Source organism: Arthrobacter sp. A2-55, from assembly GCF_025548615.1.
Lineage (GTDB): Bacteria > Actinomycetota > Actinomycetes > Actinomycetales > Micrococcaceae > Specibacter > Specibacter silviterrae.
In genome coordinates, this window is sequence record NZ_JAJLOZ010000085.1 from 1 (window position 1) to 18,589 (window position 18,589).

An 18,589-nucleotide genomic window follows, 5' to 3' on the forward strand; every position below is an offset into this window, starting at 1 on the left:
CTGCAGCCACGTCCAACCTCTCTTAAAAGCAGTGTGGGCGCCCAGGACTGTGGTCGTGGGCGTTTACCAATCACTCTAGACCGACGCAACGGCTTGTGCGTAGCCGGAGCCCGTCCATGAAGAAACCGCCGGTCGCGCCGCCGTCGTGCGTTAAAGATAGGGAGGGGCCCGGGGATGGTGCTGGCAGCACAGGATTTCAGCCCCACATCGCGCTGATTGGCGCCGCGCTGCCCCCGGCAGCGGCGGGGGGCAGCGCTTGCAGCCCGGAATGGCCGGCGTAATGTAAATCACGTCCATGTCGGGCGCTGCAACCCGGAAGCTGATCTGCGGCGCGGTGTAGAGGCAATATGGGCGCACCCCCTAGACTGGGACAGGTAAAACGTAAACCAACGCGGAAGCGTTGAACGCAGGAGGAATCAAGTGAGCGAGGCCGACGCCGGCACTGTAGCCAAGGTGGCAGGCAAATTGGGGTTCAAGGACGGGGATCTTGTCCAGGAACTCGGATACGACGACGACGTTGATTTTTTGCTTCGGGACAACATTGAGGACCTGATTGGTTCACAGATGTTCGATGAGGACGACCATGACGTGGTTGACGCCGTTATTTTTTGGTGGCGCAAGGACGACGGCGACCTGGTCGACGCACTGGTGGATTCCCTGACCACCTTGGATGAGGGCGGCGTGGTGTGGATCCTCTCGCCGAAGTCCGGCCGCGACGGCTACGTTCCGCCGGCTGAAATCCAGGAGGCCGCCCCTACGGCCGGGCTGCATGTGACCACCACTGCCGGCGTTTCCGCCGACTGGGCAGCGACCCGGCTGGTTCCGCGCAAGCGCCAGTAATGGACCGCGTCGGCGCACCCTTGGGCGTTCGGGTCGGGGACACGGCTCCGGACTTCTCGCTGTCCAACCAGTTTGGCGAACCCGTGTCCCTGGTTGCACTGCGCGGCGGGCCGGTCGCCGTCGTCTTTTATCCCTTTGCCTTTTCCGGCATCTGCACGGGTGAACTGTGCGAGCTGCGGGACAACTTCGCGGAGTTTGCCGCCGCCGGGGTCAGGTTGCTGGCCGTTTCGGTGGACAGCAAGTACACGCTGCGGGCCTATGCCCAGGCCGAGGGCTACACCTTCGACCTGCTGGCGGATTTTTGGCCCCACGGCGACGTGGCACGGCGCTACGGCGTCTTTGATGACGACCGCGGCATGGCCGGTCGCAGCACCTTTGTCATTGACGCCGGAGGTGTGGTGCGCGATGCTTTCAGCACGCCCACGGGCCAGGCCCGCCCGCTGGATAGATACCGTCAGGCGTTGGCGGCACTTTAGCCGGCCTGCACCGGCGTTGGTAAAATTGTTCCGAAGTTTTTCCAGGTGTTCGTGCAAGGGGGAGCGGTGGCTGAGGCGGAAATTCCCGGCGGGGACGCGGTGCGCCCGGGCATTGGCCTGACCGGCCTGGTGCAAAACACGGCGGGGCTGGCCCAGCCCCTGGACGCGGCCGCGCGGGCAACCCTCGACGGAATGGCCGCCGTCCTTGGCGCGGGAAAATTTGCCCTGCTCACGGGGGCCGGCCTCAGTACGGATTCGGGCATTCCCGACTACCGGGGCCCCAACGCCGCACCCCGCCACCCGCTCACGTACCAGGAGTTCGTGGGCAATGAGGCCCTGCGGCGCCGCTATTGGGCGCGGAACCACATTGGCTGGGCCACCATGCGCCACGCCGAGCCGAACATCGGCCATTTTACCGTGGCATCCATGGACAGGGCCGAACTGCTGACCGGGGTCATCACCCAAAATGTTGACCGGCTGCATGAAGCGGCCGGGGCGGAAAATGTGGTGGACCTCCACGGCCGCTTCGACACAGTAGCCTGCCTGCAGTGCGGGGAGCTGTACCCCCGCTCCTTCATAGCCGTGGTCCTGGCCGAGCTCAACCCGGGTTTTCTGGAGGAGGTGGCGCAATCAGGCGGTGTTGCCGCGGGACCGGATGCGGATGCCGACCTGGACCATGAGCAATTGATTGAATCCTTCCGGGTGGCCCGCTGCCCGCTGTGCGGGGGCATGCTCAAGCCGGATTTTGTGTTCTTCGGCGAAAACGTGCCCAAGGACAGGGTGGAGCGTTCCTTTGCGATGCTTGATGCGGCGGGGGCCCTGCTGGTGGCCGGCTCCTCGCTGACCGTCATGAGCGGCCTGCGCTTTGTGAGGAGGGCGGCCAAGGATGGCAAGGACGTCTTCATCATCAACCGAGGCCCCACGCGGGGCGACGAGCTCGCGGGCAGCAAGCTCGAAGCCGGTGTGAGCGAATCGCTGACCTACCTTGCCGAGGCCCTGCCCGGCCGATTGGTGCATTAGTTGCCGCATCGGGTACAGTAGTTTCTCGTTGGTCCGCCCGGCACGCGTAAAGTGGGCCGGCGAAACAGCACCTTGGGTCTTTAGCTCAGCTGGTAGAGCGCCACGTTTACACCGTGGATGTCATCGGTTCGATCCCGGTAGGACCCACCACGAAAAACCCCGCCATTGCGCGGCCTCACGGCCCGGAACGGCGGGGTTTTCTGCTGCCCGGGTTTGTGTGGGCGGACGCGTTGCGTGGGCGCGGGACGGCCCGTCGCCTTGAATGTCGGACCCCCTCCGTAACGTTCCAGCCATGAAGAACTTTCCTGAGCGCGTACTTGTACAAACTACCCCGGCCGGGGAGCCGGTGGCCGTTGAGCGGGGCGGGCGGCAGTGGCTGGTGGCGGAGGAACCCCTGCGCTGGTTTGAGCGCATCAACTGGTGGGAGCGCTCGGCCCGGATGCCGCGGGGCCAGGGCCGCATTGACGTTGAGGTGTGGCGGGTCCAGGCGCGCCTGGGGCGCAATCCGCGCAGCGACCTGGCCACCCTTGAACTGGAGCGCGACCAAATGGGTGGTGGGTGGCAACTGCGGGCTTGGACATAAGGCTGCCTGACCGTCTGTGTGCCGCACGAAGCCCGGGCTTAAACTGAAAGGCTCCTCGCCACAGCTATTGGGGGACGCTGTGGAGAGGAGCCAGTAATAAAAATATATAGGGTGCCCGGCCCAGATGCAAACTGACACGCAGAATTTCCGGATGTAATTTTTTTTGGGCTGCCTCGCCGGTGGTTGTCCGCTCGCCTGGCAACAGGCTGCGGACCGCGCCGGTGCATTGAAGGCTTAAATGGAAGGGCCCTCCACTGTGGCTATTGGGGGACGCCACAGTGGAGGACCTGAAAAAGAATATACCCTGCCTGCCGGATTTGTACAATAGCGGACGTTCTACGTCTGGCAAGGGCCAGTATGATGGAGAGTGTTCACTGCAATGAACCATTGCATGCGGTGGCGCACCGGCTGGCGGCGCCTCTGCCGGCCCCCAAGCACGGAGGATTTCATGGGCGACACCCAGCTCAAGCAGGCTAATGCCGAGCACGCCAAGGGCGGCGAATCACGCACACACGCAACGCCGGCACCGGCGGTGACACGGGCGGCCGCCGTGCTCAATGCCCTGGCGGAATCGGAATCCGGCCGGCTGACGCTCAGCGACCTGGCGCGGGGGCTGGGCATTCCCAAGTCGTCCACCTCCAACCTCCTGCAGGCGCTGGAGGATGCCGAGCTGATCAGCCGGCAGGGGGCCGACTATGCCCTTGGCGTGAAGCTGGTGGAACTCGGTGCCGCCTACTTGAGCCGGCGTGATGAAGTCAGGGAGTTCTACCGGTTTTGCGAGCAGGCGCCAACGCTCAGGGGCGAGACGGTCCGCATTGCCATGCTCGACGGCGACAATGTCATCTATCTGGCCCGTTATGAAGGGCACCCGGCAGTGCGCCTGACGTCGAACATCGGGGACAAGATGCCGGTATCCGTTTGCGCCGTGGGCAAGGCACTGGTGGCGCGGCTGCACGACCACGACATCGCGCAACTTTATCCGGACGCGCTGAAGCTGCCGGCCATGACCCCCAAGTCGCTGGCCACGGGCAAGGCGTTCAAGGCGGAAATCCTAAAAGTCCGTGCCCAAGGCTATGCCTTCGAAGACGAGGAATCCACCTTGGGCGTGGTGTGCCTGGGCATGGCCGTGCCAACCCGCGGCGCCCATGGGCCCAGCCTGGGCGTTTCCGTGACCGCGTTGAAGGCCACCTTCTCCGATGTGCAGCGCGATGCAATGGTGGGCGAACTGCGTGAATTGACACGCGCCCTTGGAAATCCCATGGGGTAGCCGGGCCGGGCTGCCGCAATATGGCCGCTGGATGAACTGCCACCCTTGGCGATGTGTTCAACATGATGTACGCTGTTCAACATAGTGATCGAGCTCATAGCTCGTTGTTGCCCGTCCGGACCAACGGTGGTCCCGGAAGTTTCGAGGGAGAAGCAGTGACTACACAGCCTTTAAATGCCCAGGCCGCAGCCGCGGACAATGACACCATCCCGGTGGATCCGGAGCAGCTGCGCCGTGCCACCCTGGCCAGCTCCGTGGGATCAGCCCTGGAATACTACGACTTCTACATCTACGGCCTGGCCTCGGCGCTGATTTTCAGCCCGCTGTTCTTTTCCCCGCTTGGCCCCACGGGGGGCCTGATTGCCTCCTTCGCCACGTACGGCGTCGGCTTTGCCGCCCGCCCCTTCGGCGGCCTGATCTTCGGTTACATCGGGGACCGCTTCGGCCGCAAGCAGGTGCTGCTGCTGACCATCGGACTGATGGGAACGGCGTCGTTCTGCATTGGGCTGCTGCCCACCCACGCCCAGGCCGGCATGCTGGGCGCCGTGCTGCTGGTGATCCTGCGCATCATCCAGGGGCTCGGGGCCGGGGCCGAGCAGGCCGGCGCCACCACCCTGATCTCCGAGGTGGCCCCGCGCCGGCGCCGCGGCTTCTTTGCCGCCCTGCCGTTCGTTGGCATCCAGGTGGGCACCCTGCTCGGCGCCGGCACCTTCGCCCTCATGGGCCTGGCCCACCCCGAGGTGCTGACCGGGTGGCTGTGGCGCGTGCCGTTCCTGGCCAGCGCCATCCTCATTGCGATCGCCATTTACATCCGCCTGAAACTGAAGGAAACGCCCGTCTTCCAGCAACTGGAGAAGCACAAGGACGTCACCCGCAACCCGTTGGGCGTGCTGTGGCGAACCTCCCGGAAGAACGTGCTGATCGGCATCGGCTTGCGCATGGGGGAAAATGGCAACTCCACCATTTACTCGACTCTGCTGGTGGGCTTCATGGCGGCCAAGGGCGGCATCTTCGAGGGCGACAAGTTCATCGGCCCCGTGGGCCTGCTGATTGCCGCCGGCTTCTCGGCCATCATGGTGGTCGCGTTCGGTGCCCTGTCCGACCGCGTGGGCCGCGTCAAGGTGTACCGCTACGGCGCGCTGTTCCAGCTGCTCTTCGCCTTCCCGGCGTTCTACCTGATCTCCCTGGGCAACGTGACCCTGGTCTGGATTGTCATGACCGTGGGCATCGCGCTGGGCGTGCAGTCCATGCTGGGCCCACAGTGCGCCCTGCTGCCCGAACTGTTCGGCTCCACCCACCGGTTTACCGGCGTGGCCATGAGCCGTGAAATCTCGGCCGTGTTTGCCGGCGGCATCGCCCCGTTCGTGGGCGCCCTGCTGCTGGGCCTGACCCACCAGTCGTGGATGGTGCTGGCCGGCTATTCGCTGGTCCTGGCCGGGATCTCCTTTGCGGCCACCTTCGCCACCCCTGAAACGGTGGGCCGCGACCTGATGCTCACCGAAGACGCCTGAGCAGGCAATCCCGGAAAGCGCCCGCTCCGGCGGGCGCCTTCTGCGTGTCCCGGCTTAGGGAAAGCGAACGACGGCGGCCGCCCGCCTGTTGCTGTCCGCGCAGCCCCGCCTGGGCCTGAGGCCTGCCAGAGGCGGAGTGCAGATTTCCAGGGCGCACAAAGAGGGAGGGAGCCTCCGGCCGGAGGCTCCCTCCCTCTTTGCGGGCGGTGCGGTGCGCCGGGCTCAGTAGAAGTGCACGGGATCAACTACATGCAGCAGCGGCTCGCCGGACAGGAAGCGGGCCAGGTTGTCGGCAAAGCGCTCGGCGATCAGGCGGTTCTCCGCAACGCTCAGGGCCGAGGTGTGCGGGGAAACCATCACGCGCGGGTGGGACCACAGGGGGCTGTCCTGGGGGAGCGGCTCCACGGCAAAAACGTCCAGGCAGGCGAAGGAGACCTGGCCGTTGTCCAGCGCTTCCAGCAGGGCCTCCTCGTCAATGACCGTCCCGCGGCCGACATTGACCACCACCGTTCCGGGCTTCATCGCCGCGAACACCTCGGCGTTGATCATTTTCTCCGTGTACGGCGTGCCGGGGAGTGTGTTGATGAGGGCGTCGGCGTTCGCCAGCAGCCCGGGCAGCCCCTCCGTGTCGGTCACCTCGTCCACGCCGTCGACGGGTCCGACCGATCGCTTCGTGCCGCTGACGTTCATGCCCATGGCGCGGGCCAGGCGGGCCGTTGCCACGCCTATCTCGCCCAGCCCGGTAATGACCACGTTGGAGCCGCTCACCAGGCGAGTGGGGGTGCGCAATGGCGGCCAATGCTTGGCGGCCTGGTCGGCGGCCATCTGCGGAGTCCGCTTGAAACCGTTGAGCACGCCCATCATGGCGAACTCCGCCAGCGTCAGCCCGTGCACTCCGGCTGAGCTGGTGACGGCAATTCGCTGCAGCTGCCCGCTGGACAGCCCGGCGGCCTTGACCGCTCCGCCCGCCCCGGCGGCCATGGCCTGAATCCACTGGACCTTCCCGCTGGCCGCAATCTCCGCCAGCCCCGCGGCGTTTTCGTTCGGGAAGCCGTACAGCACGTCTGCCGCGCGCAGCATGTCCCAATAGCGGGCTTCCTGTTCCGGAGTCCTCTCGAAGGCAGGATCGCCGGCGTGGTCGGCCGGGAAGCGCTCCGGGGGCAGCAGCTCCGGTTCGTACAGGACGGTGACTGAAGGGTGCGCGGCGCGGATGGCCTGCACGTGCTCCGCTTCAAGGGGGACGGCAATCGCAACGGTGACATTTTCAGGGGTCATGGTGTTCATCATACTGAATTGTGGATAGAATGCTGAACGCATTAAGGTAATGATTTTTCGCCGGGCCACGCCCGCCAAGCCACAAAGTTCTCAGGACAGGTGCACCATGACTCACTCCGCGGTCCTATTGCCGGGCACGCCCACCGTGGGATTTGCCGGCCTCGGCCACATGGGCGCCCCCATGGCTGCGCGGCTGCTGGCGGCCGGCATTTCCATGGCCGTCTGGAATCGGTCACCGGCCGCCGTCGCCAGCCTCAAGTCACAAGGAGCCGCGACGGCCCCCTCCGTCGAGAGCCTGCGCGACTGCCAAACCATCATCTTCATGCTCCCGGACCTCGGCTTCATTGAGGAGGCAGCCGAGGCCCTGCTCAACAGCTGGCGGGCCAGCCCGCCCAGCCCGGGGACCGTCGTCGCGGTCATGAGCAGCGTTTCCCCGCAGGGCGTGCAGGCCTTTGGCGCCACGGTCAAGGAGGCAAGCGGCGGGAACGCTTCCGTGGTGGATGCCCCCGTCAGCGGTGGCACCGTGGGCGCGGAAAAAGGCACGCTTGCCATCATGGCCGGGGGAGCGGAGGCCGACTTCCAGCGGATCCTCCCTGTACTGGAGGCCATGGGCGCCACCGTCCGCAGGCTGGGGGAACTCGGTGCGGGATCGCTCGCCAAGGCCTGCAACCAACTGCTCGTCGGAACCACTGCGGCCGCGCTCGCGGAGGCGGCCGAACTCGCCGAACGCTCCGGCATGGACGTGCCGGCCCTTTTTGAGGTGCTGGCCGGCGGGCTGGCTGGCAGCCAGGTGCTGCGCATCGTGGGGCCGCGAATCGCGGCCAAGGACTATGCGCCCACGGGCCCGGCAAAATTCATGCACAAGGACCTGGGTTTTGTGCTGGAAAGTGCCGCCGCTGCCGGGTCCGCCGTTCCCATGGCTGCGGCCGGGCGCCAGCTGTACGGCACGCTGATCGACCAGGGGTTGGGGGATGCGGACCTTGCGGCGGTGCGCGAGAGCATCGCCCGGCTGGCACCGCACACCTGACGGCAGCCCAACCCCGCCAGCCCATTTTTTTGATGAAGCATGTGACGACGAAAAGGACCCCTGCATGACTGCAATGTTTGACTTGACCGGCCGGGTTGCCCTTGTGACCGGCTCCAGCCGGGGAATCGGCAACTCGCTGGCCCGCGGGCTGGCCGAAGCCGGCGCAACCGTGGTGCTCAACGGAATCAACGGGGAACGCCTTGCCGCTGCGGAGGCGGCCATGGCGGCTGACTTTGCGCCAGGCCGGATTCGTTCCCGGGCCTTCGACGTCACCAGTGACACCGCCGCAGCGGCCGGCGTCACCTGGATTGAGGCCAACGTGGGGCCGCTGGCGATTCTCGTCAACAATGCCGGCATCCAGCACCGGGTGCCGCTCCTTGACCTGGACGTGAAGGACTGGGACCGGGTCCTCACCACCGACCTGACCAGCGCCTTCCTGGTGGGCCGGGAGGCAGCCCGCGGCATGCTGTCCCGGGGCCGCGGCAAGATCATCAACATCTGCTCCGTGCAGACGGACCTCGCCCGGCCCACCATCGCCGCCTACACCGCAGCCAAAGGCGGGCTGCGCAACCTGACCCGCGCCATGACCGCCGAATGGGCGTCCGGAGGGCTGCAAATCAATGGCATTGCGCCCGGCTACATCCACACCGAAATGACCCAAAACCTGGTGGACGACGAGAAGTTCAATGCCTGGATCCTGGGCCGCACCCCGGCCAACCGGTGGGGGACAGTGCAGGACCTGGTGGGACCGGCCGTCTGGCTGGCCTCGGAAGGATCAAATTTTGTCAACGGCCAGACCATCTTCATTGATGGCGGCATGACCGTTGTTGTCTAGAAAGGGAACGCCATGACCGAAGCTCTTGAACTCCCCGCCACCGCCCCCGCCGTGGTGGCCCACGGCAAGGACGATCTCCGCATCGAGGACGTCCCGTTGAAGCAGCCGGCACCCGGGGAGGCCGTCGTCGAGATTGCCTACGGCGGCATCTGCGGTTCCGACCTCCACTACTGGCTGCACGGTGCTGCCGGGGAGTCCATCCTCAGGGACCCCCTGGTGCTGGGCCACGAGGTGGTGGGCATTGTGGCCCGGGCCGCCGCGGACGGCACGGGTCCGGCTGCCGGCACGCCCGTTGCCGTCCACCCGGCCACCCCCGGACCGGGTGCCGCGCGCTACCCGGCGGACCGGCCCAACCTGTCCCCGGGCTGCACGTACCTGGGCAGCGCCGCCCGACACCCCCACACGGACGGCGCCTTCCTGCGCTACGCCAACCTGCCCGCCAGGATGCTCAGGCCGCTCCCGCCGGAACTGCCACTCCGGCGGGCCGCCGTCGTCGAACCGGCCAGCGTTGCCTGGCACGCCGTCTCCCGGGCGGGAGACGTGAAGGGGAAACGGGCGCTCGTGGTGGGCGCCGGGCCCATCGGCACCCTGGCCGTCGCCGTCCTCAAGCGTGCCGGCGCCGCCCACATCACCGCCGTCGACATGTTTGACAAACCGCTGGCCATTGCTTCCACTGTCGGTGCGGATACCGTGCTGAAGGGCGACGACGAAGCGGCCATCGCGTCCGTGGAGGCCGACGTCGTCATTGAGTCCTCGGGCAACCGCTTCGGCCTGGCCTCGGCCATCAACGGCGCCGCACGCGGCGGCCGGGTGGTCATGGTGGGCCTGCTGCCATCCGGACCCCAGCCCGTGCCCGTCTCCCTGGCCATCACCCGGGAGCTGGAACTGGTGGGATCCTTCCGCTTCAACGATGAAATTGACCAGGTCATTGCCGCGCTTGCCGACGGCTCCCTCGTCACTGACCCCGTCATCACCCACGAATTCCCGCTGTCGCAGGGCCTGCAGGCATTTGAGATGGCACGGGACTCGGCGTCGTCGGGGAAGGTGCTGCTGAACTTCGGCGCGTGAGTCTGAGGAGCCTGAAGCAACTCGGACAGCTGAAGCGAACGGGCCGCCGTCGGGCAGCCAAGTTGGGCGGAAACTGCACACATGTTCCGTCCGCGCAATATTGGGCACGATTCGCCCGCCCCGAATGGGGAACCCCGGCGGGCCCCGATAAGCTGGGGGAAACCGCTTGTAAATACTGAGGAGGACTGCATGTCTGCACAGATTGGCGTCACAGGACTGGCCGTGATGGGTGCGAACCTGGCCCGCAACTTGGCCCGCAACGGCTACACCGTGGCCCTGCACAACCGCTCCGTTGAAAAGACGGACGCCCTCTTGGAAGCCCACGGGGCCGAGGGCGACTTTGTCCGCACGGAGACCCTGGCCGAGCTGGTCGAGTCGCTGGAGAAGCCGCGCCGCGTGCTCATCATGGTCAAGGCCGGCGCCCCGGTCGACTCCGTGATCGACCAGCTGGTCCCGCTCATGGAGGCCGGGGACATCATCATTGACGGCGGCAACTCCAACTTCCAGGACACCCGCCGCCGCGAAGCCGACCTGGCCAAGAAGGAACTCCACTTCGTGGGCGTGGGCGTCTCCGGCGGCGAGGAGGGCGCACTGCTGGGCCCCTCCATCATGCCGGGCGGTTCCAAGGAGTCCTACGACGCCCTCGGCCCGCTGCTGGAAAAGATTTCCGCCAAGGTCGACGGCGAACCCTGCTGCGCCTGGATCGGCACCGACGGCGCCGGGCACTTTGTCAAGATGGTCCACAACGGGATCGAATATGCCGACATGCAGGTCATCGGCGAAGCCTACGACCTGCTGCGCAGCGCGGCAGGAATCGAGCCCGCCGAGCAGTCCGCCATTTTTGCCAAGTGGAACGAGGGCCAGCTGGCCTCCTTCCTCATCGAGATCACCGCTGAAGTCCTCGGCCATGTGGACGCCAAGACCGGCAAGCCGCTGGTTGACGTGATCGTGGACTCCGCCGGGCAGAAGGGCACGGGCCGCTGGACGGTCCAGTCCGCCCTGGACCTGGGCTCGCCGACGTCGGCCATTGCCGAGTCCGTGTTTGCCCGCGGGCTCTCCTCACAGCGCGGCCAGCGTGCCATTGCCCAGGACGTCCTGGCCGGGCACGAAGGCACCGTGGAACTGGGTTCCGACTTTGTCGAGGATGTCCGCCAGGCGCTGTACGCGTCCAAGCTCATCAGCTACGCGCAGGGGATCGACATGCTCACCTCCGCCGCCGGCGAGTACAACTGGGACTTGAAGCTGGATGAAATCGCGTCCCTGTGGCGCGGCGGCTGCATCATCCGCGCCGAACTGCTCAAGGACATCACCAAGGCCTACGCCGCCGAGGAAAAGCCCGCGAACCTGCTCTTCGCCCCGGCGTTTGCTGCGGAAATCGCCGAGGTTCTCCCCGCCTGGCGCCGCGTGGTCTCCACCGCAGTCCAGCTGGGCATTCCCGTGCCGGTGTTCTCCTCCTCGCTGGCCTACTACGACGGCCTGCGCCGCAAGCGCCTGCCGGCCGCCCTGACCCAGGGCCTGCGCGACCTCTTCGGCGCCCACACCTACAACCGTGTTGACGTTGAAGGCACCTTCCACACGCAGTGGAGTGGGGACAAGAGCGAAGTCAGCGCCGTCGACACGCACTGACCCGCGAGCTCGTGGCGCAGCGGTTGCCTTTGGCAGCGGCTGCGCCACAGTTGTTTCACCAGGTTGTTCAAGGGCAGGAACGACGCCGGCAACCGTGCGGGCCGGCGTACCTTGGCCTCCCGGAAGTGCTCAGCCCCGCCAGGCGGTGAGAACTTCCGGTCCTGCCTCCGTGATGGCGACGGTGTGTTCGGTGTGGGCAGTGCGTGCGCCCGTGGCGCTGCGCAGGGTCCAGCCGTCAGGGTCCATGACAAGTTCGGCAGTGTCGGCCATGAGCCACGGTTCTATGGCCAGGAGCAGGCCGGGTTGCAGGATATATCCGCGCCCTGCCCGGCCGTTGTTGGGGATGTGCGGATCCTGGTGCATGGTGGATCCAACCCCGTGCCCGCCAAACTCGGTGTTGACGCTGTATCCCGCCGAGGACAGGACGCCGCCCACAGCATGGGAAATGTCCCCGATGCGTGCTCCGGGCCGGGCGGCTTCAATTCCGGCTGCCAGGGCGGCCCGTGTTGTGTCAATCATGCGCTGGTCCTCGGTGCCGAGCGGCGTGCCGACGATGAAGCTCACCGCCGCGTCCGCGACGATGCCGCCCAGGGACACGGCAAAGTCGAGTGTCAGCAGGTCTCCGTTGCACAGTGCGTAGTCGTGGGGCAGCCCGTGCAGCACGGCATCGTTGACCGAGGTGCAGATGACGTGCCCGAAGGGCCCCCGGCCGAACGACGGGGCGTAGTCGACATAGCAGGATGTGGCGCCTGCCGCGGCAATCATTTCCGCGGCCCAGTCATTGATCTCCAAGAGATTGGTGCCGACCGCCGTCCGCTCCTGGAGGGTATGCAGCACGCGGCCAACAAACTGCCCGGTTGCACTGGCGCGGGCCAGCTCTGCCGGGGTGAGGATTTCAATCACGGGCTGTCCTTCCAGGTTTCCAATAACAATACCGGTAATACTATACCGCTATGATGGATCCATGGTCCGTTTACCCCTGTCCCCGGAAGAAGTCATGCGCGGCAAGTTGCTTGGCGAGCTGCTGCGGCGGGCGCGCGGCGGCAGGCCCATGCTTGACGTTGCGCTGGCTGCCGGCATTTCGCCCGAGACATTGCGGAAGATTGAAAGCGGCAGGGTGCCAACGCCGTCGTTCTCCACGGTGGCGATGCTGGCCATGGTTCTGGGGCTGTCCCTGGACAATGTTTGGGGGACCGTCTACGACGGACCTGGAATAGGCAATGCGGGCGCTGAGGGGGAGCGGTCCCGCCAGGCTTCCTGAGCCGGGCCGGATGCTTGCGGCCTTGGGCTCCCCGGACTTGGCCTCCGCGGACTGGAGGCCTAGATCCACATGGCCGGGTCTATGTACTCGGCCGGGTCCACGGCGGGCGCCATCTCCTTCTTGGAGTCGCGGTGCCGCCACGTTGCGGGGATGCCGGTGATGATGGAATTTGCCGGGGCGTCCTTGACCACCACCGCGTTTGCACCAATGGCGGAGTCGTCGCCGATGTGGATCGGGCCGAGCACCTTGGCGCCGGCACCGATGGTGACCCGGTTGCCGATGGTGGGGTGGCGCTTGACCTTCGCCAGTGAACGCCCGCCCAGCGTGACGCCGTGGTAGATCATGACGTCGTCCCCGATTTCGGCGGTCTCGCCAATGACCACCCCCATGCCGTGGTCAATGAAGAACCGCTTGCCGATCGTGGCGCCCGGGTGGATTTCAATGCCCGTGGCAAAGCGTGCCAGCTGTGACAGCGCCCGCGCCGGGAAACGCAGCTGCGGGTTGGCCCACATCCTGTGCGTGAGGCGATGCACCCAAATGGCGTGCAGCCCGGAATAGACAAAGAAGTTCTCCGCGGAACCGCGGGCCGCCGGGTCATGTGACCGGGCGGCCTCGAGGTCCTCACGTAACCTGGCGAAAAAACCCACAGAAGTCCTTCAGTTCGCTTTTCAGCCGCGGATGTCGTCGTAGAGAATGGTGGAAATGTAGCGCTCGCCAAAGTCCGGGACCACGGCAACAATCAGCTTACCGGCGTTTTCTTCCCGCTTTGCCAGCTCGAGGGCACCCCAGACTGCCGCGCCGGCGGAGATGCCGCCCAGGATTCCCTCCTGGTTGCCCAGGGCGCGGGCCACGGAGACGGAGTCTTCCAATGTGGCGTCGAGCACCTCGTCGTAGATGTCCTGGTCCAGAATTTCCGGGATGAAGTTCGCCCCGAGGCCCTGGATCTTGTGCGGACCGGGTGCCCCGCCGTTGAGGATGGCGGAGTCCTTGGGCTCCACGGCCACAATCTTCACGCCTGGCTTGCGGCTGCGCAGCAGGCGGCCGGCGCCTGTGATGGTGCCGCCGGTGCCGATGCCGGCCACCAGGATGTCAATGGCGCCGTTGGTGTCTTCCCAGATTTCCTCACCCGTGGTGGTCCGGTGGATTTCGACATTGGCGGGATTGGCGAACTGCTGGGCCCAGATGGAATTCGGAGTGTTGGCGACGATTTCCTTGGCCTTTTCCACGGCTCCGCGCATGCCCTCCGAGCCCGGTGTCAGCACAATCTCGGCACCGTATGCGCGCAGCATGACGCGGCGCTCGGTGGACATGGTCTCCGGCATGGTCAGGATCACCTTGTAGCCGCGGGCCGCGCCCACCATGGCCAGGGCAATTCCGGTGTTGCCTGAGGTTCCTTCAACGATTGTTCCGCCCGGGCGCAATTCCCCGGAGGCCTCGGCAGCGTCAATGATGGCCACGCCAATGCGGTCCTTGACGCTGTTGGCGGGGTTGTAGAACTCGAGCTTTACGGCGATGGTGGCGTTGAGCCCCTCGGTCAGCCGGTTCAGCCGCACCAGGGGGGTGCCGCCAACCAGTTGCGTGACATTGTCGTAAATACGTCCCATGGGTGTTCCTGTTCTCAATATTGGAGGGTGTGCCGTGCCGGGGCCGGACGGTTCCGCCTGCCCGCAAGAGTGCTAAAGCGCCAGCGTATCGACCGCGGGCGGCCACTTTCTACGCCGTGAGCCACTGGGCGTAATGTTTTCTCACCTTTGCGATCTTCGGGTTGATAATGACCTGGCAGTAGCCCACTTCGGGCCGGCGGGCGTAAAAGTCCTGGTGCTCCGCCGTTGCCTCGTAAACGGTGCCCAGGGGCTCCAGCGAGGTCACGATGGGGTCGCGCCAGTTTGGCTGGTTGCGCACGATCGCTGCACGGAAGGCCGCTTCGTCCTCCGTGGTGGCGTAAAACATCGAGGACCTGTACTGGGTCCCGGTGTCGTAGCCCTGGCGGTTCAGCGTGGTCGGGTCGTGTTGGGCAAAAAACATGTCCAGGATGACGTCCGCCGGGATGATGTCCTCGTCAAACGTTACGGCCACCACCTCCGCGTGCCCTGTCATTCCCGAGCAAACCTGCTCGTAGCTGGGGTATTGCACGGCCCCGCCGGTGTACCCGGACACCACTGATTTCACACCGTTTGTCATCTGGTAGACGGCATCCAGGCACCAAAAGCACCCGCCGCCCAATACATAGGTCTTCACATCCCTTTATAAGCCGCCATGGTGCCATTTGATTCCCGTAACGTTGCGTGGCCCACACCCGACTAAGCTGGAACGATGAGCATGGAACCAACAGATCCCACGCCCGACGCCGCTTCCCGCCACCGTGCCCCCGGCACCGACATGGAGGGAACCGAAGCGCCGGCCGGGGAGGAACACGCGGGGCCCGCGGCGGAGCCGGACTTGGCGGTTGCCGAAGCGGAAGCCACCGTGTCGGTGCCGGAACCGCCTGCTGTGGCGCCGGCGTCGTCCGCGGCGGAAAGCCTGGCCGCACCCGTGGCGGGAGCGGAAAGTTTCCCGACGCCGGAGGAGGAAGGGGATCTTCAGACCCCCATGCTCTCGGAGGTGCTGCTCGCCGTGGAGGAGCTGTGGCCGGAGTCCCTCGCTGAGGACTGGGACCGGGTGGGGCTGGTGACGGGACGCCCGGAAGCCGAGGTGGACCGGATCATGTTTGCAGTTGACCCCACGCTGGATGTTATTGACGAAGCCCTGGAATGGGGCGCCAAGCTGCTCATCACCCACCACCCGCTGCTGCTCAAGGGGGTCAATTCAGTGGCGGCAACCTCCGGCAAGGGGCGGGCGGTGCACCGCCTGATCGAGGGCGGCTGTGCGCTGCTGACAGTCCACACCAACGGCGACAGTGCCGTGGGCGGGGTGTCGGACGTCCTGGCGGATGCTCTGGGACTGGTTGACGCCGTCCCGCTGATGCCTGCCGCGCACGGACTCGTGGAGGAGGGCATCGGCCGGGTCGGCCTGCTGCCTGGGGCCGAAAAGCTGGGCGAGCTCGCGGCCCGCATCTTCCTGACCCTGCCCTCAGTGGCCGGCGGGGTGCGGGTGGCCGGCGACCGCGACGCATTGGTGCGCAAGGTGGCAGTGTGCGGCGGTGCCGGGGACAGCCTGTTCGACGCCGTCCGGGCCAGCGATGCCGATGTCTTTGTCACCGCGGACCTGCGCCATCATCCGGCGTCGGAGGTCCGGGAGGCCAGCCCCGACGGCAGGCCGTACCTGGTGGACCTTTCGCACTTTGCCAGCGAATGGCTGTGGCTGCCCGCCGCCGCCAGCGCCTTGGCGAATGTGCTCGCCGACCAGGGCTATGCGGCCGAACTTGCCGTCAGCCAGACAAACACGGATCCGTGGGATTTCATTTTGACTCCCGGGAACTAGCCGGGCCGCTACGCTTTTCAGCACATCATTGACCTTATTGGCATTTAGCAGGAGGAACTTTCATGGCCAAGGCAGCACCGGCGGAACAACTGCGCTTGCTCGACATCCAGGTCCTGGACGGCAAATTGCGCGCCCTGGACGTCCAGGCGAAGGCGTTGAAGGAGGATCCGCGCCTTCCGGACCTGCACGCGGGCGTCACCACGGCCAAGAGCGACCTTGTGGTGCTGGACACCGAGGTCCACGACCTGGAGCGCACGCTCGCCAAGTCGGAGGAAGACGTGGCGCTGGTCACGGCGCGCATCGCCAAGGATGATCTCCAGCTCAACAGCGGCACGGGGCTATCCAAGGACCTGATGGCGCTGCAAAATGAAATCGAATCCCTGGGCAAGCGTCGCGGAGTCCTGGAGGATGCGGAGCTTGAAGCCATGGAGGCGCTGGAAGACGCCACCGGACGCCAGGGCGCGCAGCGGGCATTGGTGGAAAAAATGCAGGCCGTGCTGGATGAAGTGGTCGGGGAGATCCGCAGCAAGCTCGGCGGCCTGCGCATGGAACGCGATTCCACGGCGGCCGAACGTGCCGAACTGGCCGCCACCTTTGACCCGGCGCTGCTGGCCATTTACGATCGCACGCTGGCCAAATACGGCGTCGGCGCAGCCAGGCTGTTCCATGGAACGTCGGAAGGATCCGGCATGCAGCTCAGTCCTGGCGACTTGAGCGAGATTTTGGGTTCCGCCCCGGACGACGTGGTCTTCTGCCCGGACTCCGGCGCCATCCTGGTCCGCTCGCCGGAATGGACATAGGCGGTCCTGTCCCGGTGGTTGAGCCTGCCCCGGTGGTTGATCCTGCCCCGGTGGTTGATCCTGCCGCGGTGGTGGGGCCTGCCGAAACCTCTCCGCCGTCACGCGGACGCCTTCACCACGTTGAAATTTGGGTGCAGGACTACCTCCGTGCAAAGTCAAGCCTCGGCTGGCTTCTGGACCGCCTGGGCTACACCCTGGAATCCGAATGGGGCCATGGCGGCAGCTGGCAAGGTGCCGGCGAATACATCGTGCTGGAAGCCGGGCCGGACGTCTCAGGGCCTCATGAACGGCAGCACGCCGGACTGAACCATCTCGCCTTCGCTGCCGGGCCGGCGTCGGCCGTTGAGACCCTTGCCGCGGCTGCCCTGGGACATGGCTGGGCGCTGATGTTTCCCGACAGGCATCCGTACGCGGGCGGCTCGGGGCACTGGGCGGCGTATTTGGAGAATGCCGACGGCTTCGAAGTGGAGCTGGTGGCCGGTTCGGAGGCGTAGTTTGTGCCTGTGCCGGACTGGCGGTGCATGGTGCACGGGCCTGCCCGGCTGTTAGTCCGCCAGGATGATGTTCAGCGTGTGGTGCTTGCGCAGCGTGCCGGGGACCAGCTCCACCACCCACTTTTCGGCGGCCGCGCGGGCCAGCTGGGCGGGTGTTTCGGGCGCCTTGCCCCGGCGCGTGAGCAGGTGGCGTGCCAGTTCGCCGCGGGTGTGCTTGGCAAAGTGTGAGACCACCTTTCGGGTGCCGTCACGTTCGGTAAACACATTGACCGACACGGTCCGCCCGGCCGCCGGCGTCCAGGCCGCCGCGTAGGTGCTGGAACGGCAATCCACCAGCAAGTGTCCTTCCGCGTGCGCTTCCAGGGCGGCCCCGAGACGTGGCTTCCAGTAGCTGGCCAGCCTGCCCAGGCCCGGGAGCCCGGCAGACATGGACAGGCGGTAGGCGGGAATCCTGTCCGCAAAGCCCACCGCACCCCAGAGCCCCGAGACCACCACGACGCCGGCGTCGGCCTTGCGCTTTTGAGTTGGGGTCATGCGGTGGTAGCCGAGGGCGTCGTAGAGGACGCCGGTGTACACGCTGTGGGCGGGGGCTGCCGGCTCCTGTTCGAGCCGCGTGTTGCGGAGCACTTCATGGGCCAGCGAGGCGCCGACACCCAGGTGGGACAGGGCATCGTCACGGGCCGAAACCTGGGCCAGGGCCCCGGCAACTTCCTGGCGCGCCGCCGTCAAATCCGTGAAATGCAGTTGTGCCAAATCGACGGGCGGGCCGGACTTGGCGGGGGTCTTGCCTTCAGACGGGGGCAGTAAAATCAACACCTTGTGAGCTTACCGGCTTCCGCGCCTGCACCCATTCCGGCGCCTGCCCCCAGCCCCTCGCCGAACGGGCACATAACGTGGATGTTTCGCCGGAACACCCCCAACACATCCTCGAACAGGCACTTAACGTGGATGTTTCGCCGCAACACCCCCGTTAACTGCCGGTTCGCGGAGACTCGGCAGGCTGCCTTTCAGCGGCCCTTGGCCGAGTGGCACCCCTCAACACATCCTCGAACAGGCACTTAACGTGGATGTTTCGCTGGCAACACC

Annotated in this window: 20 protein-coding genes and 1 tRNA gene; 15 read left to right on the forward strand and 6 right to left on the reverse strand. The window is 66.1% G+C overall.

Annotated features, from left to right (window positions below):
- Window positions 1-420 precede the first annotated feature (420 nt).
- The 7 genes from LPN03_RS18185 to LPN03_RS18215 all read left to right on the forward strand — a co-directional run bounded on the left by LPN03_RS18185 (window position 421) and on the right by LPN03_RS18215 (window position 5,697).
- On the forward strand, window positions 421-840 hold the full coding sequence (locus LPN03_RS18185; RefSeq protein ID WP_165182380.1) for a DUF3052 domain-containing protein: 420 nt from the start codon (window positions 421-423) through the stop codon (window positions 838-840).
- Entirely contained in the window at window positions 840-1,316 is a 477-nt protein-coding gene (locus LPN03_RS18190; protein ID WP_262455401.1) for a peroxiredoxin, read from the forward strand. Before LPN03_RS18185 ends, LPN03_RS18190 begins: the two co-directional genes overlap by 1 nt.
- Before the next feature lie 66 nt (window positions 1,317-1,382).
- The gene (locus LPN03_RS18195) at window positions 1,383-2,336 is read left to right on the forward strand and encodes a Sir2 family NAD-dependent protein deacetylase (protein ID WP_410468619.1); all 954 of its coding nucleotides are present in this window, start codon (window positions 1,383-1,385) and stop codon (window positions 2,334-2,336) included.
- A gap of 74 nt (window positions 2,337-2,410) precedes the next feature.
- Window positions 2,411-2,486 (forward strand) — tRNA-Val (locus tag LPN03_RS18200).
- A gap of 142 nt (window positions 2,487-2,628) precedes the next feature.
- Window positions 2,629-2,919, forward strand: a complete 291-nt coding sequence (locus tag LPN03_RS18205) for a hypothetical protein (RefSeq protein WP_262455402.1) — start codon at window positions 2,629-2,631, stop codon at window positions 2,917-2,919.
- Between the two features lie 448 nt (window positions 2,920-3,367).
- Window positions 3,368-4,186: an IclR family transcriptional regulator gene (locus tag LPN03_RS18210; RefSeq protein WP_262455403.1), complete on the forward strand. Its 819-nt coding sequence runs from the start codon at window positions 3,368-3,370 to the stop codon at window positions 4,184-4,186.
- A gap of 155 nt (window positions 4,187-4,341) precedes the next feature.
- Window positions 4,342-5,697, forward strand: a complete 1,356-nt coding sequence (locus LPN03_RS18215; protein WP_316255855.1) for an MFS transporter — start codon at window positions 4,342-4,344, stop codon at window positions 5,695-5,697.
- Between the two features lie 222 nt (window positions 5,698-5,919).
- Here the strand turns inward: LPN03_RS18215 and LPN03_RS18220 are convergent, their stop codons facing one another.
- On the reverse strand, window positions 5,920-6,984 hold the full coding sequence (locus tag LPN03_RS18220) for a D-2-hydroxyacid dehydrogenase (protein ID WP_262455404.1): 1,065 nt from the start codon (window positions 6,982-6,984) through the stop codon (window positions 5,920-5,922).
- A 94-nt stretch (window positions 6,985-7,078) separates the two neighbouring features.
- On the opposite strand from LPN03_RS18220, the gene LPN03_RS18225 reads away from it, so the two are divergent.
- From LPN03_RS18225 to gndA, 4 genes are all read left to right on the forward strand, one after another.
- Window positions 7,079-7,999, forward strand: coding sequence for an NAD(P)-dependent oxidoreductase (locus LPN03_RS18225; protein ID WP_262455405.1), 921 nt, complete (start codon window positions 7,079-7,081; stop codon window positions 7,997-7,999).
- A gap of 64 nt (window positions 8,000-8,063) precedes the next feature.
- Window positions 8,064-8,834, forward strand: a complete 771-nt coding sequence (locus LPN03_RS18230; protein WP_262455406.1) for an SDR family oxidoreductase — start codon at window positions 8,064-8,066, stop codon at window positions 8,832-8,834.
- 12 nt (window positions 8,835-8,846) lie between these two features.
- Window positions 8,847-9,902: an L-idonate 5-dehydrogenase gene (locus tag LPN03_RS18235; protein WP_262455407.1), complete on the forward strand. Its 1,056-nt coding sequence runs from the start codon at window positions 8,847-8,849 to the stop codon at window positions 9,900-9,902.
- A gap of 189 nt (window positions 9,903-10,091) precedes the next feature.
- The gene (gndA, locus tag LPN03_RS18240; protein WP_262455408.1) at window positions 10,092-11,528 is read left to right on the forward strand and encodes an NADP-dependent phosphogluconate dehydrogenase; all 1,437 of its coding nucleotides are present in this window, start codon (window positions 10,092-10,094) and stop codon (window positions 11,526-11,528) included.
- Between the two features lie 129 nt (window positions 11,529-11,657).
- On the opposite strand, the gene map is transcribed toward gndA, so the two are convergent.
- The gene (gene map / locus LPN03_RS18245) at window positions 11,658-12,431 is read right to left on the reverse strand and encodes a type I methionyl aminopeptidase (protein ID WP_262455409.1); all 774 of its coding nucleotides are present in this window, start codon (window positions 12,429-12,431) and stop codon (window positions 11,658-11,660) included.
- A gap of 61 nt (window positions 12,432-12,492) precedes the next feature.
- Between map and LPN03_RS18250 the strand changes: the two genes are divergently transcribed.
- A complete protein-coding gene (locus tag LPN03_RS18250) occupies window positions 12,493-12,789 on the forward strand; it encodes a helix-turn-helix transcriptional regulator (protein ID WP_262455410.1) in 297 nt (98 codons plus the stop codon).
- 59 nt (window positions 12,790-12,848) lie between these two features.
- Here LPN03_RS18250 and epsC read toward each other — a convergent pair whose 3' ends face one another.
- From epsC to msrA, 3 genes are all read right to left on the reverse strand, one after another.
- Entirely contained in the window at window positions 12,849-13,436 is a 588-nt protein-coding gene (gene epsC, locus LPN03_RS18255) for a serine O-acetyltransferase EpsC (RefSeq protein ID WP_165182369.1), read from the reverse strand.
- Between the two features lie 21 nt (window positions 13,437-13,457).
- Window positions 13,458-14,393, reverse strand: coding sequence for a cysteine synthase A (cysK, locus tag LPN03_RS18260; protein ID WP_165182368.1), 936 nt, complete (start codon window positions 14,391-14,393; stop codon window positions 13,458-13,460).
- 109 nt (window positions 14,394-14,502) lie between these two features.
- Complete coding sequence (gene msrA / locus LPN03_RS18265) at window positions 14,503-15,027, reverse strand: peptide-methionine (S)-S-oxide reductase MsrA (RefSeq protein ID WP_262455412.1); 525 nt, start codon at window positions 15,025-15,027, stop codon at window positions 14,503-14,505.
- 351 nt (window positions 15,028-15,378) lie between these two features.
- Between msrA and LPN03_RS18270 the strand changes: the two genes are divergently transcribed.
- The 3 genes from LPN03_RS18270 (at window position 15,379) to LPN03_RS18280 (ending at window position 17,503) form a co-directional block, all read left to right on the forward strand.
- Window positions 15,379-16,209 (forward strand): Nif3-like dinuclear metal center hexameric protein, encoded by an 831-nt coding sequence (locus LPN03_RS18270; protein ID WP_240902044.1) that lies wholly within the window; start codon window positions 15,379-15,381, stop codon window positions 16,207-16,209.
- Between the two features lie 62 nt (window positions 16,210-16,271).
- Window positions 16,272-17,009 carry a zinc ribbon domain-containing protein gene (locus tag LPN03_RS18275; RefSeq protein ID WP_262455413.1) on the forward strand — a complete coding sequence of 246 codons (738 nt, stop codon included), beginning with the start codon at window positions 16,272-16,274 and terminating at the stop codon, window positions 17,007-17,009.
- A 32-nt stretch (window positions 17,010-17,041) separates the two neighbouring features.
- Complete coding sequence (locus LPN03_RS18280) at window positions 17,042-17,503, forward strand: VOC family protein (RefSeq protein ID WP_262455414.1); 462 nt, start codon at window positions 17,042-17,044, stop codon at window positions 17,501-17,503.
- A 51-nt stretch (window positions 17,504-17,554) separates the two neighbouring features.
- Here LPN03_RS18280 and LPN03_RS18285 read toward each other — a convergent pair whose 3' ends face one another.
- Window positions 17,555-18,319, reverse strand: a complete 765-nt coding sequence (locus LPN03_RS18285; RefSeq protein WP_262455415.1) for a YaaA family protein — start codon at window positions 18,317-18,319, stop codon at window positions 17,555-17,557.
- Between the last annotated feature and the right edge of the window lie 270 nt (window positions 18,320-18,589).

Bases quoted from the DNA above. Each gene is read 5' to 3' on its own strand.
- LPN03_RS18190 (WP_262455401.1), top strand. From the start codon at position 840: ATGGACCGCGTCGGCGCACCCTTGGGCGTTCGGGTCGGGGACACGGCT.
- LPN03_RS18205 (WP_262455402.1), top strand. From the start codon at position 2,629: ATGAAGAACTTTCCTGAGCGCGTACTTGTACAAACTACCCCGGCCGGG.
- LPN03_RS18210 (WP_262455403.1), top strand. From the start codon at position 3,368: ATGGGCGACACCCAGCTCAAGCAGGCTAATGCCGAGCACGCCAAGGGC.
- LPN03_RS18220 (WP_262455404.1), bottom strand. From the start codon at position 6,984: ATGATGAACACCATGACCCCTGAAAATGTCACCGTTGCGATTGCCGTC.
- LPN03_RS18225 (WP_262455405.1), top strand. From the start codon at position 7,079: ATGACTCACTCCGCGGTCCTATTGCCGGGCACGCCCACCGTGGGATTT.
- LPN03_RS18230 (WP_262455406.1), top strand. From the start codon at position 8,064: ATGACTGCAATGTTTGACTTGACCGGCCGGGTTGCCCTTGTGACCGGC.
- LPN03_RS18235 (WP_262455407.1), top strand. From the start codon at position 8,847: ATGACCGAAGCTCTTGAACTCCCCGCCACCGCCCCCGCCGTGGTGGCC.
- gndA (WP_262455408.1), top strand. From the start codon at position 10,092: ATGTCTGCACAGATTGGCGTCACAGGACTGGCCGTGATGGGTGCGAAC.
- LPN03_RS18250 (WP_262455410.1), top strand. From the start codon at position 12,493: ATGGTCCGTTTACCCCTGTCCCCGGAAGAAGTCATGCGCGGCAAGTTG.
- cysK (WP_165182368.1), bottom strand. From the start codon at position 14,393: ATGGGACGTATTTACGACAATGTCACGCAACTGGTTGGCGGCACCCCC.
- LPN03_RS18270 (WP_240902044.1), top strand. From the start codon at position 15,379: ATGCTCTCGGAGGTGCTGCTCGCCGTGGAGGAGCTGTGGCCGGAGTCC.
- LPN03_RS18275 (WP_262455413.1), top strand. From the start codon at position 16,272: ATGGCCAAGGCAGCACCGGCGGAACAACTGCGCTTGCTCGACATCCAG.